Origin of the sequence: Amycolatopsis sp. NPDC049253 (genome assembly GCF_040678995.1) — a bacterium.
Lineage (GTDB): Bacteria > Actinomycetota > Actinomycetes > Mycobacteriales > Pseudonocardiaceae > Amycolatopsis.
In genome coordinates, this window is the sequence record NZ_JBFAQX010000057.1 from 1 (window position 1) to 14,029 (window position 14,029).

15 protein-coding genes and 1 pseudogene are annotated in these 14,029 nt (G+C 65.8%); 11 read left to right on the top strand and 5 right to left on the bottom strand.

All coding sequences use genetic code 11. The features are described 5' to 3' along the window. Nucleotides 1–98: 98 nt before the first annotated feature. The 3 genes and pseudogenes from AB0K15_RS47310 to AB0K15_RS47320 form a co-directional block, all read left to right on the top strand. A pseudogene (locus AB0K15_RS47310) lies at nt 99–818 on the top strand (RHS repeat-associated core domain-containing protein); the annotation flags it as partial. A gap of 194 nt (nt 819–1,012) precedes the next feature. Next, nucleotides 1,013–1,324 carry a hypothetical protein gene (locus tag AB0K15_RS47315; protein ID WP_364067660.1) on the top strand — a complete coding sequence of 104 codons (312 nt, stop codon included), beginning with the start codon at nt 1,013–1,015 and terminating at the stop codon, nt 1,322–1,324. Between the two features lie 211 nt (nt 1,325–1,535). Next, the gene (locus AB0K15_RS47320) at nt 1,536–1,901 is read left to right on the top strand and encodes an RHS repeat domain-containing protein (protein ID WP_364067662.1); all 366 of its coding nucleotides are present in this window, start codon (nt 1,536–1,538) and stop codon (nt 1,899–1,901) included. 670 nt (nt 1,902–2,571) lie between these two features. On the opposite strand, the gene AB0K15_RS47325 is transcribed toward AB0K15_RS47320, so the two are convergent. The 3 genes from AB0K15_RS47325 to AB0K15_RS47335 form a co-directional block, all read right to left on the bottom strand. Continuing rightward, a complete protein-coding gene (locus tag AB0K15_RS47325) occupies nt 2,572–2,766 on the bottom strand; it encodes a hypothetical protein (protein WP_364067664.1) in 195 nt (64 codons plus the stop codon). A gap of 155 nt (nt 2,767–2,921) precedes the next feature. Next, nucleotides 2,922–4,337, bottom strand: a complete 1,416-nt coding sequence (locus tag AB0K15_RS47330; RefSeq protein ID WP_364067666.1) for a recombinase family protein — start codon at nt 4,335–4,337, stop codon at nt 2,922–2,924. Between the two features lie 439 nt (nt 4,338–4,776). Further along, nucleotides 4,777–5,115, bottom strand: coding sequence for a helix-turn-helix domain-containing protein (locus tag AB0K15_RS47335; RefSeq protein ID WP_364067668.1), 339 nt, complete (start codon nt 5,113–5,115; stop codon nt 4,777–4,779). Nucleotides 5,116–5,867: 752 nt separating this feature from the next. On the opposite strand from AB0K15_RS47335, the gene AB0K15_RS47340 reads away from it, so the two are divergent. From AB0K15_RS47340 to AB0K15_RS47355, 4 genes are all read left to right on the top strand, one after another. Beyond that, on the top strand, nt 5,868–6,128 hold the full coding sequence (locus AB0K15_RS47340; protein WP_364067672.1) for a hypothetical protein: 261 nt from the start codon (nt 5,868–5,870) through the stop codon (nt 6,126–6,128). A gap of 345 nt (nt 6,129–6,473) precedes the next feature. Beyond that, nucleotides 6,474–6,884 carry a hypothetical protein gene (locus AB0K15_RS47345; RefSeq protein ID WP_364067674.1) on the top strand — a complete coding sequence of 137 codons (411 nt, stop codon included), beginning with the start codon at nt 6,474–6,476 and terminating at the stop codon, nt 6,882–6,884. 178 nt (nt 6,885–7,062) lie between these two features. Beyond that, complete coding sequence (locus AB0K15_RS47350; RefSeq protein ID WP_364067676.1) at nt 7,063–8,004, top strand: ABC transporter substrate-binding protein; 942 nt, start codon at nt 7,063–7,065, stop codon at nt 8,002–8,004. A gap of 523 nt (nt 8,005–8,527) precedes the next feature. Next, nucleotides 8,528–9,031 (top strand): Clp protease N-terminal domain-containing protein, encoded by a 504-nt coding sequence (locus AB0K15_RS47355; RefSeq protein WP_364067678.1) that lies wholly within the window; start codon nt 8,528–8,530, stop codon nt 9,029–9,031. Nucleotides 9,032–9,088: 57 nt separating this feature from the next. On the opposite strand, the gene AB0K15_RS47360 is transcribed toward AB0K15_RS47355, so the two are convergent. Next, entirely contained in the window at nt 9,089–9,640 is a 552-nt protein-coding gene (locus AB0K15_RS47360; RefSeq protein WP_364067680.1) for a hypothetical protein, read from the bottom strand. A gap of 385 nt (nt 9,641–10,025) precedes the next feature. Here AB0K15_RS47360 and AB0K15_RS47365 point away from each other — a divergent pair, with 385 nt between their 5' ends. The 3 genes from AB0K15_RS47365 (at nt 10,026) to AB0K15_RS47375 (ending at nt 11,921) form a co-directional block, all read left to right on the top strand. After that, nucleotides 10,026–10,490: a TniQ family protein gene (locus tag AB0K15_RS47365; RefSeq protein ID WP_364067683.1), complete on the top strand. Its 465-nt coding sequence runs from the start codon at nt 10,026–10,028 to the stop codon at nt 10,488–10,490. After that, the gene (locus AB0K15_RS47370) at nt 10,490–10,927 is read left to right on the top strand and encodes a site-specific integrase (protein WP_364067685.1); all 438 of its coding nucleotides are present in this window, start codon (nt 10,490–10,492) and stop codon (nt 10,925–10,927) included. The genes AB0K15_RS47365 and AB0K15_RS47370 overlap by 1 nt, the downstream gene beginning before the upstream one ends. A 121-nt stretch (nt 10,928–11,048) precedes the next feature. Further along, the gene (locus tag AB0K15_RS47375) at nt 11,049–11,921 is read left to right on the top strand and encodes a recombinase family protein (protein WP_364067687.1); all 873 of its coding nucleotides are present in this window, start codon (nt 11,049–11,051) and stop codon (nt 11,919–11,921) included. A 659-nt stretch (nt 11,922–12,580) separates the two neighbouring features. Here the strand turns inward: AB0K15_RS47375 and AB0K15_RS47380 are convergent. After that, a complete protein-coding gene (locus AB0K15_RS47380) occupies nt 12,581–13,213 on the bottom strand; it encodes a T6SS immunity protein Tdi1 domain-containing protein (RefSeq protein ID WP_364067689.1) in 633 nt (210 codons plus the stop codon). Between the two features lie 117 nt (nt 13,214–13,330). On the opposite strand from AB0K15_RS47380, the gene AB0K15_RS47385 reads away from it, so the two are divergent. Beyond that, nucleotides 13,331–14,029: recombinase family protein (locus AB0K15_RS47385; protein WP_364067691.1), on the top strand; the 699-nt coding region annotated here is incomplete at its 3' end.

The window sequence follows — 14,029 nt, forward strand, 5'->3', positions numbered from 1 at the left end:
CAGCTCATCCGGCACCAACCGCAACGACAACCGATCAACCACAGCCAAGATCATCGCTCACGAGCGACCCGATCACCACGTAAGACACGCTCTTAACCCACCTCGGCGCGCGTGAATATGACCCGACGACGGGCCGCTTCACCACGGTCGACCCGGTGCTCAACACCGACAGCCCGCAGCAGATGAACGGCTACTCCTACGCCAACGACAACCCCGTCGGGTTGACCGACCCCACCGGTCTCTGCCCCTTCCAACCCGACGGCGCCTGCCGCCAGCCCGACGGCACACTCGGCGGCGGCGACGCCTGCCGTGTCGGCGGCTGGAGCTGCCCGACGAAAAACTCGAACATCTGCGGCTGCAGGGACAGGCAAACTTACGCCAACCATGGAACTCCTCCCTCCGGTGGACACCAGCAGCCAGGGCAGAAGGCTCGCGGCGCATCGGGCGGCGCGGCGCACCACGACGATGACGACGACGGCGGCTTCTGGGGGAAGGTCTGGGGCGTCGTCAAGGACGTCGGGGAAGACATCTACGAGTACTCCGGCGCCAAGGACGTCGTGGACAACTGCATCAGCGACTTCGAGCTCCTCGGATGCGCCAAGGGCGCCGTCGAAGTCGGCTCGTGGTTCGTGCCCGTCGGCGCCGCCGCCCACGGCGCCGAAATCGCCGCCGAAGCCGGTGCCCACGCGCTCGAGGGCGCGATCGCGTCGGGGCGACAGGTTGCTTTCGCCGCCGAAGGCTCAGCCGAAGATGTTACAGCCTTGGAGACTCGCGAACTTACGAAGTCGGAGCAGAAATCAGTACGTTCATGGCAGTGACTTGTTGACGAGCATCAACAGAAACTCGACGATTACAGGAAGAACCCCGACGCTTTTGACAACGACGGTAGACTGAAAAGAGCGTCGACTCCGGAGATTCGCCAGAGTATAATCGACGGCCGGATAAACCACCTTGAAAAGGAAATCAATGGGTGGAAGCGGCAGATCAACCAAATACAAGGAGGAAACTGACAGTGAGTGGATCGCTGAACATTTCAGTGCGGAAGCTGCAAGCAGTCTTTGGGCTGCTCATATCGCGGATCAGCGAAGATGAGGGTGAAACTATTTCAATTGACCCTGACTACTTCTGGTCGATTCCATTGGATTCCCTCTATGATCCAGAGGTTAAGCCAGACGATCTCACAATCGGACAGCTGTCGGAATCCTGGCAGTACCTCGAAGAGGTCCTAGTGGATCAGGATCTGGCGGTACCTCATCATCTTGTGTGGCTTGCGGAAATCCTGCGCGCGCTGGGTGATCCAGCAACGCGGCCTTCTGGTGGCTGATATAGGCTCACACCTTTGAGTGGCCAAAAGTCGGCTGCAAAGGTGAAGAGTGCCCAGTCGGAGCGTGACTGAGTACTGCAGCTGCCTGGTTCTTTCTGTGCCACTTGACCTGCCGGCATTGCGGCGGCGGGCTCGGCGGCTGCGTGGCGGCAGTAGTTGACGGCAGCGGCAGCGGATTGGCGCTGCATGGAGCTGCCAGTCGTCGCCGACGTTGGGCTCGGAGGCGGCCTCAACCCAGCACGACACCACCGGCGACACCACCGCGACGTCGACCTACCCCGCCGCCGGACAGCCCCAGCCGCACGCGATCCAGGCCCTGGACACCACCGGCCCGAACGGCAGCACCCACTCCGACTACACCTACGACCCGGCCGGCCGCACCCTCACCCAGGGAACCGGCGACACGCGCCAGACCTTCACCTACGACGCCGAAGGCCACATCGCCACCGCCACCGACGCCAGCGGCCACGTCTCCAGCTACACCTACGACGCCGACGGCAACCTCCTGTTCACCAAGGATCCGACCGGCACCACCCTGACGCTCAACGACCTGGAGCTGTTCCGCAAGAACCCGTGAATAGTGGCGATCCGCGGGGCCGGCTCTGGTGAGTTGGGTCCACACGATTTCTCGGCGGTCATGTGTGCACCGATACAAATCTGAAGCCCAGCCGGGTACGGTCCGGCGGGGCCTCGCGGCCGCTTGACGGCAACGCTGAGGCAACGCTGAGGCAACGGTAGCGGACAAAGGCGGCGGCGGGTTGACCGTCGGGATCGTCAGTTGCGCTGACGGCCGACGGCGGTGTTCGGAGGAGACCCGGACCGTGGTGACAGTGCGGGCTCCTCGCTGCTCAGGTTGCTGTTGGGGTTACCGGGCTGGGGTGAGGGGTGGGCTTGTCGGGGTCGTCGCTGTCGGTCAGGGCTTGGCTGAGGGCAATGGCCGTCGGTGCACCTCACCGCCGCCCGCGTCCCGGCGATCATCTTCGGCAGCTCGGCACTCAGCTCGCTGAAGCGGTGCGGTGAGAATAGCCAGGTGTGCCATACGCGGACAACGTCCCGGCGTAGATCATCGAGGATGGGCGCTCCGGCCGTTGTTGCCGGCCGGGTCCGGGCTCGCTGCAGCGCGTCTCCCGCGTTGCCGCTGGCCCACTTGCGGCGAGCTTGAGGTATCTCGCGCGGCGCCAAGATGCCCACGATCCAGGTCCTTCAGCAGCTGGCACATGTTCTGGATGTAGAGCAGGGCGGCCTGCTCAACGGGGCTCGATCTGGTGCAGGGAGTCCGGCGTGATCCCGGCCAGGCCGGCGGTCTTCGTCAACGGCTTCGTCGACCGGAAGAAGCGGACGTGGCTACCGACCACGTGCGCCAGATGGTCGTCGGTTACCTGCCTCCTGCCCCTCTCGTCAGGATTGACGCGAATGGTAACGCGACCGATACGCTCCGTCACGGCTGGCAGACTTGTGCGCATGACCCGTCCCCCGCCACTCTCCCCGTACCCTGGTGCTCAGGGATGTCGACCATACGCTGATCGAGACCCGCGGCGTCGGGCGAGCAATCTAGGATCGCGTCTTTCCGGTGGCGATGGGCCGGCCGCTCGCCAAGCTAGCGGAGAATCCGCACTTCTCGTTTACCGGGGTAGTAGGTCGCTTCCAGTTGCAGTTGGCGGTAGACCTCCCGTTTGCGGACAGGGTCTGCGGCGGTCAGTACTTTTCTGATGTCGCCGAGGCGCTCGACGAGGTCGCGGATCTGGTCCTTGGTCAGCCTCTCCGGCTTCGGTTTGGCGGTGACGCGCGCCTTCGCTTCAGTGCGTCGGGCTTGGGTCTCGGCGATCCATTCTGTGACGAGGTGTGGGTCGGCTCCGGCTTCGAGTGCGGCGCGGTGGCGCTCTAGCGCCCGATCGCATTCCGCGATGACCCTTTCGGTGGCCGCCGCGTCGGGATCCGCGTCGGGGTCTGCCTGTGCTGCGTAGAGGGCGTCGATGGTGTCGTGGAGGTGGTGCGGGGCGAGACTGGTGGCGAGCCAGGTGTCGAGTGGGCCGAGGAGGTCTCGCTCGGCGAGGTAGACGTTGCGTGGGTGTTCGGTCTTGTTGGCCAGGCCGTATTCGGTGGGGTAGCGGCAGCGGTAGAAGGGTCGTTCGTGGTTGCGTTGGCCTTGCATGCGACGGTTGCAGGCTCCGCAGTGCAGCAGGCCGCTGAGGTTGTAGGGGTGTCGGGTGCGGGTCCGTTCCCGGGTTGTGCGGCCGGCGCCTTTGGCTGCCGCGATTTCCTGGGCCTGCTGGAAGGTCTGGACGTCGATGATCGGCTCGTGAACGATCTGCTCGGAGAAAATCCATTTGTCGCGATTGTTCCAGCGCATCTTGCTTTCGTGGCCGAGGCCTACGTCGTCGACGTCGATGAGGACCTCGTCTTTGCGTTGCTTGTTCCAGACCTGTCGCCCGGTGTAGCGCGGGTTGGTCAGGATGACTCCGACGGCGCCCTTGGCCCAAGCGACGCCGGTTCGGTGTCGGTTGCGGGCCGGGTCGTTCATCGAGGGGGAGAGGATGCCATCCCGTGTGAGTGCCTCGGCGATGGCGAATTTGCCGCGGCCGCCGATGTAGTCGGCGTAGATGCGCTGCACGACCGGCGCGGTGGCCGGGTCGGGTTCGAGCCGGTGCAACCGTTTGCCTTCAGCGGCCTTGGCCGGGTTGGGGTGCGGGCCGGCGTCGGTGAGCTGGTAGCCGTAGGGTGGTCGGCCGCCGAGGAAGCGGCCTTCGACGCTGGCTTGGGCGGCCATGGCGGCGCGGACGCGGATCCTGATGCGATTGCGTTCGCCTTTGCTCATCCCGCCGAAGACGGACATGACCAGGTCGTGGGCTTCCGACTCGGGGTCGATGGGGCCGCCGACTTCGGGGACCCACATGCCGACGCGGAGGTGGACGAGCACGGGGAAGGTGAGTCCGTATTGGTTGCCGTAGAAGGCGCGTTGCGGTTCGCCGATGACGAGACGGACGGCGACGATGCCGGAGGCGCCGACGAACACGGCGAGGTCCTGGTCGTCTACGGCGTCATGTGCGTGTCCGGACCCCAGCAGACCGCCGCTACAACGACGCCGACCGCCGAGCCGAGCTCGGCCGGGCCCGCGCCGACGGCATCATCGCCGCGGCCCGGGTCAGCGGGCGGCCCAGCGATTGATCATGACGCCGAGCCTTCACGTTCGGTGTGGAGAGATGACACGAACACGCAGTTGACCGTGTGTTTGCCACATTTGTCGTCGGGTATGGCTGGGAATACGGGCCTTGGTCCCAGAAGCGTGCGTCGCACGGCGGCGCGCGGGGGGGGTGCTGCTGGTCAAGCAGCGGCCGGCAGCGCCCACCTCTCGCCGCGGCCGAGCAGGCCGAGTTTGGGTCGCCCTGGGGGGCACGCCGCGGAGGCGGCGGCGGACGACTATGGGCACGCGGCGCGGGTGGCCGCGTGCCGAGTCAGTCGCCGGTGTTGGGGCCCTGGGCCTGGTTGAGGCGCTGGGCTTCGTGAAGCTGGTCTTCCAGGCTGATGATGCGGCAGGCGGCGTCGATGGCGGTGCCCTGATCGACCAGTTCCCGTACGCGGGTGGCCAGGCGCAGCTGGTGCCGGGAGTAGCGGCGATGCCCGCCGGCGGAGCGTTGCGGGGTGATCAGGCCGGCTTCGTCGAGGCTGCGCAGGAAGCCTTGGGTGGTGCCGAGCATGTCGGCGGCCCGGCCCATGGTGTAGCCGGGGTAATGCTCGTCGTCGAACTTGTCGGCCCCGCTGGGCGTGGCCGGTCCTTCTTGGTCAGGGATCATTCCACCTCCACATCACGAAGGACCCCGGGTGCCGCATGCGGCACCCGGGGTCCTCAAGGGTTTTGGGTTTCACCATTGTCAACCGGCGTGACCGCCGGCGTCCTGCACCCGCGTCCGACGCAAAGCCGGATCCCGCGGGGATCGCTCATTCGTAACCGAGCACCACCTCCGAACTCGATGGGACTGCGGCACCCGCGCGGCGCTACCCGCCCGCTGCGGGCGATCCAATGATGTTCCCGTTCCCTTCTTTCCGGTGTTTTCCACTTACTCGGTACTGCTACTTCACCTGCTGCGAACGTCACCGCGGGGAACCCTTCCACTGATCGGTCCCAGCACACTGACGCCGCTGGTCACTGCCCGGAGCCCCGTTCACTCATCGGCTCCGGCCACCTGACCGGTCCTGCAACTGCAATAACACAACAACAACTCATACTGCTGATCGTCACGGGCACACACACTCCGCCCGCGTCCTGCACTGCTACTCCGGGACCTGCACCACCTGGTCAAACCTCTTCATCATCCGGTCCCGGGTACTGCTCCCGGTCACCAGCCGGAACCTGTTCCTTGATCGGCTCCGTCCTGCCTGACCGTCGTGTCTCACCTCGCGGGTAGTTACGTTCTCTCCCGCGCCTGCTTGACGTTGTCTCTCTCGTACGTGGAGAACATTACACACACCCGCCGTTGAATGTCTACCCCAGCCACCATAGATTTTCGGGGCTGGGTCGGATGGTGGGACGAGGGGGCACGCGAGCATGAGTGACGAGGTCACGCACGATCCGCTGGGTGATCGGTACGGCCTGGTCGGGGTGCGCGACCTGAGCGAGTACGCCGAAGCCCTGACGCGGTTGGTAGAGCGGGGGCGGCAGGAGCGGTGGGTGGCGATGCTGTCGGAGGCCGAGGCCTATGCGGCGGCGGAGCTGCTCGGGCAGTTCGCACAGCTCGATCCGCCAGGGGAGTTGAACCAGCTGGCCGCCTCCCTGGCCAGCCGCCTTTACAGCCGCCTCGGCGCCTAAAGGCCAGACATCTGGCGGGTTCGGTTCTCCGGGCGCGCAGCGCACCCTCTACGCGCTGCGTTCCAGCCATTCAGGCGGCCCACCAACACGGAACCGAACGACGACGCGCTGGACCAATGCCGCTGCGTAGCAGCGCGGCTCTTGCCCGACGTGCGGGCAGGCCAGCTCAGGTGCGGACGAGGTCGCCGCCGCCATCGCCGGCTTTGCCTCGCGACACGAACGGGTGACGTTAACCAGGTCACAGCGACAGAACTGGCTGCTCATCCGTGGTCAGGTGGCACCGCGCCCGGTAGGCGGCGAAACTGATCAGCGCCATTCGGAAATTTGTCTTTTACGATGTGGCGCATGTCAGCGACGTCCGGAGCCCGGCGCGTTCCCCGGTGTAGCGCCCATGCGACGGTGCAGGCGTATAACGCATCGCATCCGGACGCGCCGATGCCGCTCAGCCCTGATGCCCGCAACATGTTGCGGAGCTTCACCTGCGCCGGGGCCGGGTTGAGGGACGACCTGACCGCCAGCGAGAAGATCCACACTCTGGACTTCCTGCCCGGCGGCGCCCCCGGACCAGGCGAGGCGGACCGGGTCGGCACGGTCGTCGCGACCCGTTGGGGCGACCCGCCCTACCTCGTGCTCGCCGAGAACGTGTCGCTGCGCACGGCCTGGGAGGCCATCGTCGCGCGGTGGCCATCGGACCTCTCCGCCGCCGTCGAAGCGCTGCGGAATCTGACTGACAGGGCTGTCTCGAACAGCCGGTAGCTCTCACGTTCATGGGCTGTGGCCCTTGAACTCATCCATCGCCGACGGCGCTGCCGCGCTGGCTCGTCGGCGGATGTGCGGCCGGACAGCATCCCACCCCGGACCGGGTCACACCGGGCTCCGCCCGCGGGGCGGCAACAGTGAGGTTTTCCCGTTGAGAACTACGAGGAGTGACGAAGTGGCCCGAGGACACCAGATGAAGGCGCTCGCCCTTCTCCCGGCTTTCGCGCTGGTCGGCCTGACCATGGCCTGCGGCGCGGGCGGCAGTGGCGCGGGCGATGCGGGGAGCGGCAGCCCGTCGGCTGCGGCTCCTGGGGGCTCGTCGGACATCCCGGCCGTGGCCAAGGACGACAAACTCGCCGCGATGGTGCCGGCTTCGGTCACCAGCGACGGCAAGATCCTGGTCGGTCAGGACCAGACCTACCCCCCGAACGAGTTCCAGGACGAAGGCGGCAAGGTCACCGGTTTCGATGTCGATCTCGGCACCGCCATTGGCCAGAAGCTGGGGCTGAAGATGGAGTTCCAGAACGCCGCCTTCGACGGCATCATCCCCGGCATCCAGGCCGGCAAGTACGAGCTCGCGATGTCGTCGTTCAGCATCAACCCCGAGCGGCTGCAGACGGTCGACATGGTCAGCTATTACAAGGCCGGCACGTCGCTTGCCGTCCTGAAGGGCAACCCGGACGGGCTGAACGTCGACGACCTGTGCGGCAAGAAGATGGGCGTGCAGAAGGGCACCACGCAGGTCGACGACCTGCAGACGCGCTCCGACGCCTGCACCAAGGCGGGCAAGCCGGCCATCGAGGTCACGCAGCTGCAGGCCCAGACCGACGTGAACCTGGCGCTGACGGCCAAGCGCGTGCAGGGCGAGCTGGCCGACTCCCCGGTGATCGACTACGCCGTGAAGCAGACCGGCGGACGGCTCGAGGTCGTCGGCGCGCCGTACGACACCGCGCCCTACGGCATCGTCCTGAAGAAGGACAGCGGCGACTACACGAAGGCAGTGCAGCAGGCCGTGCAGGCGCTGATCGACGACGGCACGTACAAGAAGATCCTCGACAAGTGGGGCCTGTCCGGTGCAGGCGCGGTGACCACGTCGCAGACCAACCCGACACCCTGAGCTCCGGACTGGTGACAGCGGTATTTGTAGGGGCGTGGACTGGCGCAGCATTGCGCCAGTTGGTGATTGCGAGCGGACGCGGCTCGAACGCGCCCCAGGTCGGGGTGATGTCGGTGCGGGGCAGCGGTACGTACAGCACGTCGCGGCTGGTGGCGATGCCACGTTCGGCCAGCCGCGTGGCCACGGCGTCCAGCATCGCAGTCGCCTCTTCCGGCGTGGACGGGCGGGGTTCGCGCACGTCGCGGGTGGTCACCTCCAGGGCGACGACGGCGAGCCGTTCGGCCCACTCGCCGCCCGGGTGGTCGCAGGCCGTGTCGGCGCGCGTTCCGCGGCGGTGGTGCACCAGGCGTCCAGTAGATCGCCGGCGGCGTCGAGCACCGGCGCGGTGGCCAGCGAGGTCAGGTAGCGCCGATACTGCAAATCCTCGGTCTACGTGCCGAAAGCCTCAGCCCCTTCAGGCTGCGATAGACTAGCTAGGTTCGCGGGAACCGAATGCGACCCTCACTCGAAGGAGTCGAACGTCATGCTCGAGCGATTCAGCACAGGCGCGACGCAGGTTGTCGCGATAGCTCAGCGCGAAGCAGACGCCGATCACGCGGAGTCCGTGGACATACTTCATCTGCTGCGTGGGTTGCTTAGCGTGGACGCCTGCGGTCGACGGATTCTGGCGGCAGGTGGAGTTACTCGCGAGTCGCTCACTTCACGCTTGCCCGCCGCAGAAACTAGAGAGACAGATGCCTGCTCGCGCGGCTTTTCCGTGCAGGCAAAAATGGTCTTAAAACAAGCCTGGCTCGAGGCTGCGAGCGAGGCGGGTTCAATGGTGGGAACCGACCATATTACCCAAGCGATTTTGAAGAACGAGGCCGCAAGAACAACAATCCTCTCATTATCAATCGACGTAGACGCGCTCGACAGAGCACTCGAATTGATGAATCCGACAGAGAAGGACCGGGAACTTCCGCAGCAGTACGAGAGCGTCAGTCGACAGCCTGCTTCCAAGGTCGACCGCGAGCTGCGATACCGCTGAAGCCCGAGGTTCACCGCTATCATCTCGGGCTTCAGCGGTCAGCTTGTGAAGCGACTGTCAGCAGCTAACAGCGTCTTCTTCATCGTATGCGCTTGCTTGGTATCCTTCGCCGAACATCTCCACGTAGCCGTTCGTGGTTGTCTGAAAATCGTGCACGCCGCTTCCCGCACAATCCCAGTCGTACACCAGGGTGAGGTTGTACTGGCCGGCATTGCCGTCCTCGTCCTGAGTGAGCTCTTCCCAGCCGAAAAATCGGGACCAGGCGATACCGCTAAGCATCTGGATTTCCTCGGCAGGCAAGTCACAACTCGTCAGGTTGTTGCTTTCGATATAGGTACCGATGTGATAGATCAGCACTGACAACCCACACCCACTCGGATAGCCGCTCGGCGTCGCCGAGACTGGCTTTCCGCCGACGGGCGCATAGGGAGCCGCAGCGATGTGAATGTCCGTTGCACCTTTGGCCTCGGCGGCCTTCAGCGCTTTTTCGACCGCCGCTTTCAGGCCCGGGTTGTCAAGCACCGTCTGTGGCAACACGATCTCATTGGCGTCCGATGTCGCCGCGTCGGCTGTTGCCGGCAGCGCCATGGCCAAAGTAGCCAGCACCACGGAAGCTACTGCAGCGACTCTCTTGCATCCGCGAGAAAAGAATAATCTACGCAAAATTCCACCCCTCGAATTCGACATGCGAGCACCAAAACCCGCACGGCACCTACTGGTTCTATAACTTCTGGGCCCAGCGCTTTGATCCCCCCAGGCTTGGACTACTCGATAATTCACCCGAGGACATGATGGTGTCGATCCACCGTTCGAGTGGCTATTCCGTGGCGCAGTTGCGCACTACTGAATATGCCAATTTGTTCCTGTTTCGAATACAATCGGAGTTATCAATGTAGAAATCGGAGAACAACTCAACTCCAGCAGTGCATATCGCAACACCACGCGCATCTCAACGCAACATTCGATGGCCGAATATTCAGTCACATAGATCGAAATGGTCATTATCGGTCAATGCGCCCATGTCGGCCTGGTCGATCCGCAACTGCCGGCGCTGCTGGAACGGGATCCGCCCGCGGCGATGCTCGCCGCGCTCGCCGACCGCACCGGCGTCGACCTCGCGGTATGGATGCCGACCTCGGTGGTAGTCCGGGTCTGCCCGCGGTGCGCGAGCGACCCGGACCGTGGCCAGGCCCTGGTGTGGTCGCTGCCGCTGATGATCGGCTGCGTCGAGCACGGCTGCCGGTTGGAAAACCGGACCGACGTCTTGGTCACCACGACACTGAACGTCCACGGGCGAACCACCCTGGAACTCGTCTGGCGGACCACCGGCGGCGAGCAACGCGCCGGCCTCGCGACGTGGCGCCCCTTCGAGCAGATGGACTGGCCGACCCGGGAAACGATGCTGCGCCGCGGAGACCCCCGCGTTGTCCCTGGCCACCGCCCGACTTCAACGCGATGATGGAAGAGGTCATCGCCGAAGCCCGACGCTACCCGGCAACCGCGCGCACCGTCCGCACCGTGCTCCTGGACGACCGCGGCTACGTCGGCCTGCTCAAGCTCTACCTCGCCCGCATCGGGTACCAGTTCGGCGCGCTGTTCCGCCCCAGCATCAACGGAGGCACGAGCGGCAGCGGGCACCTGTCCTACGACGCCGCTCATCACCGCTGGACCGGCTACTGCCGCGACGCCAGAGTTGAGATCGACATCCACCAGCTCCGCCACGCCCGCGCCACCGAACTCATCAACGCTGGCACCTCCATCGAAGCCGTCCGCCGGCGGCTCGGCCACGCCTCTACCGAGATCACCCACGTCTACGCCCTGCTCGCCGACAACGAGATCCGCGCTGCCCGACGTCGCCGCCGATGCCGTAGGCCAGGGCAATTCGGGTTCTCATAAATGTTCAGTTGTGCGAGTTCTGCGAACCGGCCCATCCGAGCCGAAGATCCGCAGGTCGCGATTCGCACAACACCTCGCAGAACTACCCCTGGTTTTGACAGAGTTCTGCGAGACTGTCGGCATGCAACTCGGACCCGACGACGCCGCGGACGCGGTCGAACGCCACCCCTGCCCGCAGTGCGACGTGCCCGCCGGCAGCGCCTGCCGGACACGGGCGGGGAAAACCGCCGCGAAGTACCACACCGCGCGGTTTATCCTCGTGCCTGCGCTGCGCGACGACCTCACCGTGCCCGTCCCGGCCGACCGCGCACCCGGCAGGAAGTGGACACAGGGCCCCGACGTCGCGCCGGCGGCGCCGGAGCCGAGCGGGGCGCCGATCCGGATCGGCTACGCCCGTTGCTCGACCGCCACCCAGGAACTGCAAAGCCAGCTCGACGCGCTCGCGGCGGCGAAGTGCACGCGGGTGTTCTCCGAGAAGATCAGCACCCGGATCCGGGTGCGCCCCGAGTTCGAGGCCGCGCTCGCCCTGGTCCGCGAGATCAAGACCGCGGCACCGGACCAGCCGGTGATCCTGACCGTGCACGAGATGAAACGCTTGGCGCGCAACGCCGCCGAGCTGATGACACTCTCCGCGACCTTGCAGTCCACCGGAATCCAGCTGGAGCTGCTGTCCGGGCCCCTGATCGGGATCTACGACCCGCACGGCATGGGCTCCATACTCTTCGCCGTGCTCGCCGTCGCCGCCCAGCTCGACCGCGACTACATCCGGGAGAAGACCCTCGAAGGCCAGCAGGCCGCCGCCGCACGCGGCAAACGCGGCGGCCGACCCAAAGTCATCGACGAAGACGACGTGCTCTTCGCCCGCGCCCTGCGCGACAAGGGCACCCCGATGCCCGACATCGTGAAGAAGCTGACCATCAAAACCGGCAAGAACGCCGGGCAACATCCCTCCATCGCCTCGCTCTATCGCGCCCTCGCCGACAACGACGCCTGACCAGGCACTACCCGACCACTTGGCAGGGTTTCTCCCGTATCCCGGCGGTCCCCCAACTCCGTCGTGATGGGTGGTGGTGAGTGAGTCACCATGCCACCCACTGGCTGGTCTGGGTCACATCGATCAACGTCGCCGTCGCACAACTGACCATGGCGCATTCTCTCTGGTCAACCCCGCGATCAGCACCTGCTGTTCGCGTTCGGCTACCGCCAGATGGCGGCCGTCGGCTCGTGGCTGATCACGACGGCGCCGTGGTCTGCACCTTGAAACGGATAGGTTGTCTGGTCGACGTTGCGTGGCCTCCAACCGACGCGAGCTCCCGCCTCTTTATTAAGGGATGGCAAGTTCTGGCGCGCGCCGCGAGCAGCTGAAGAAGGCGGCGCCGACTTCGCGGCCGCTCAGGCCGTGACGGACTCGTAGTGAGGTCCTGGTGGTGGGGTTTCGGCCTTGCTCAGGGCTCCCGAGCTACGTTGGCGCCGGCAGCGCGCTTGCGGATCTCCGCGAACAACTGCCGCAGCTGGTCCACCCGGATCAGCACCCGGTGCAGGTTGGATGGCTGGGGCGGTCGGCCAGGGCGAGCACGCCCGGCGAGGTGCGGGCCTCCGCAGCCGTCGCTGTTCGGCCAGCACCCGCATCCGAGCAGCCCTCGACAACGCCGGCTAACGCTTCGTGACCTCGTTGATCGCGGTCCCCGGCGGCAGACTCAGCGCGGCACGTCGCAGCTGGCCGCAGATCGACCAGTAGACCTCCAGGTCGCTGACCTCAAGGTTCTCGATCATGTCCTGGCCGCCGAGGAACAGCGGGACTCGGTAGCCCACGCACTGGTCGCGGCGCAGCGGCACAGAGTCGCTGTTGACGGCCGACCACGAGTCGAAGAATCCGGTTGCCAGTGCGGCGTCCGCGTACTCGACAAGTTCTTCGTCGTGGAACGCCGCGAACGGCAGCGGGATCTCCAGAGCCTCGCCCGTTCCCGGCTCGAGTAGGAGGACCTGCGGCTGCCCATCCACGGTGCGGCCGGAGTCGACGGCGAACTGCCGCCCGAGCCAGTCGTAGCCGAACGGGCAGACGCGAGTCGCATACTCGGAAAACGCCTCCGCGATCAGCGTCAACGCCTGCGCGCCAGACGTGTGGTCATGGACCCGGTACAGGCCGCCTCCGAAGGTCGCTCCGGCGAACTCCGAAGCGAAGTCGAGGTAACCCTCGACGCCGACGAGCCGTTCGTGCCGCCACGTCGAGCCAGCCGGAACCGAGTCCCGAAGCGGGGCGTACTCGGCGCGGAAACGTTGGAACATCCGAAGTCCTCTCACCAGATCATCACTGATATCACGAATGTGCCTGGATTGAGGCCTCGGGGCTGCCACATGATCTGCGACCCGAGACTCCGGTTTACCGACAAGTCCAGCGAATTCATGTTCGCGACGTCATCAAGCCCGCCTCTACCGCGCCCTCGCCGACACCGACGCCTGACCAGGAGATTCAAGAGGCCATTGCCCGTTTCGCTCATATCCCGGCGGAGCCTCGACAAGCTCCGCGGCGGCGACGAGGTCGTGGTGACCCGGCTCAAACGCATCGGCCGCTCCCAGCAGCACCTGCTCGAGCTCGTCCGCTGGTTCGGCGAGCACGAGGTCGACTTCATCGTGCTGGAACAGGGCATCGACACCTCCACCCCGGGCGGGCGGCTGGTGTTCCACTTCCTGGCCGCACTGGCCGAATACGACCGGGAGATGATCGTCGAAGGCACGATGGACGGCCTGGCCGCCGCCCGGGCCCGCGGCCGCGTCGGCGGCCGGCCCCCGGCGCTGACGCAGCGGCAGCTGGACCAAGCGCAGCGGATGTACGACACGGGGGAGCACACCGTCGCCGAGATCGCCGAGACCTTCCGCGTCGGGCGCACCACCCTCTACCGCCAACTGCACGCCTACACCGACGGCGGCGACTGCGCCCTGGTCGTCTACCGCAACACCCACACCCGCAAGATCGACGCCGACACCAGCCGACGCTACGGCGAAACCGGCGCCAACGAGAAGGTGCAGCTGGAGGCCGACCGCAAATGGTTCCCGATCGCCCCGGCCCGCTGGCCACGGCTCAAGGCGATCGTTTACGTCGTC

Excerpts from the sequence above, each read along its gene's own strand:
- AB0K15_RS47335 (WP_364067668.1), bottom strand. The coding sequence starts at position 5,115 with ATGATCCCTGACCAAGAAGGACCGGCCACGCCCAGCGGGGCCGACAAG.
- AB0K15_RS47340 (WP_364067672.1), top strand. The coding sequence starts at position 5,868 with ATGAGTGACGAGGTCACGCACGATCCGCTGGGTGATCGGTACGGCCTG.
- AB0K15_RS47345 (WP_364067674.1), top strand. The coding sequence starts at position 6,474 with ATGTCAGCGACGTCCGGAGCCCGGCGCGTTCCCCGGTGTAGCGCCCAT.
- AB0K15_RS47355 (WP_364067678.1), top strand. The coding sequence starts at position 8,528 with ATGCTCGAGCGATTCAGCACAGGCGCGACGCAGGTTGTCGCGATAGCT.
- AB0K15_RS47365 (WP_364067683.1), top strand. The coding sequence starts at position 10,026 with ATGGTCATTATCGGTCAATGCGCCCATGTCGGCCTGGTCGATCCGCAA.
- AB0K15_RS47370 (WP_364067685.1), top strand. The coding sequence starts at position 10,490 with ATGGAAGAGGTCATCGCCGAAGCCCGACGCTACCCGGCAACCGCGCGC.
- AB0K15_RS47375 (WP_364067687.1), top strand. The coding sequence starts at position 11,049 with ATGCAACTCGGACCCGACGACGCCGCGGACGCGGTCGAACGCCACCCC.
- AB0K15_RS47380 (WP_364067689.1), bottom strand. The coding sequence starts at position 13,213 with ATGTTCCAACGTTTCCGCGCCGAGTACGCCCCGCTTCGGGACTCGGTT.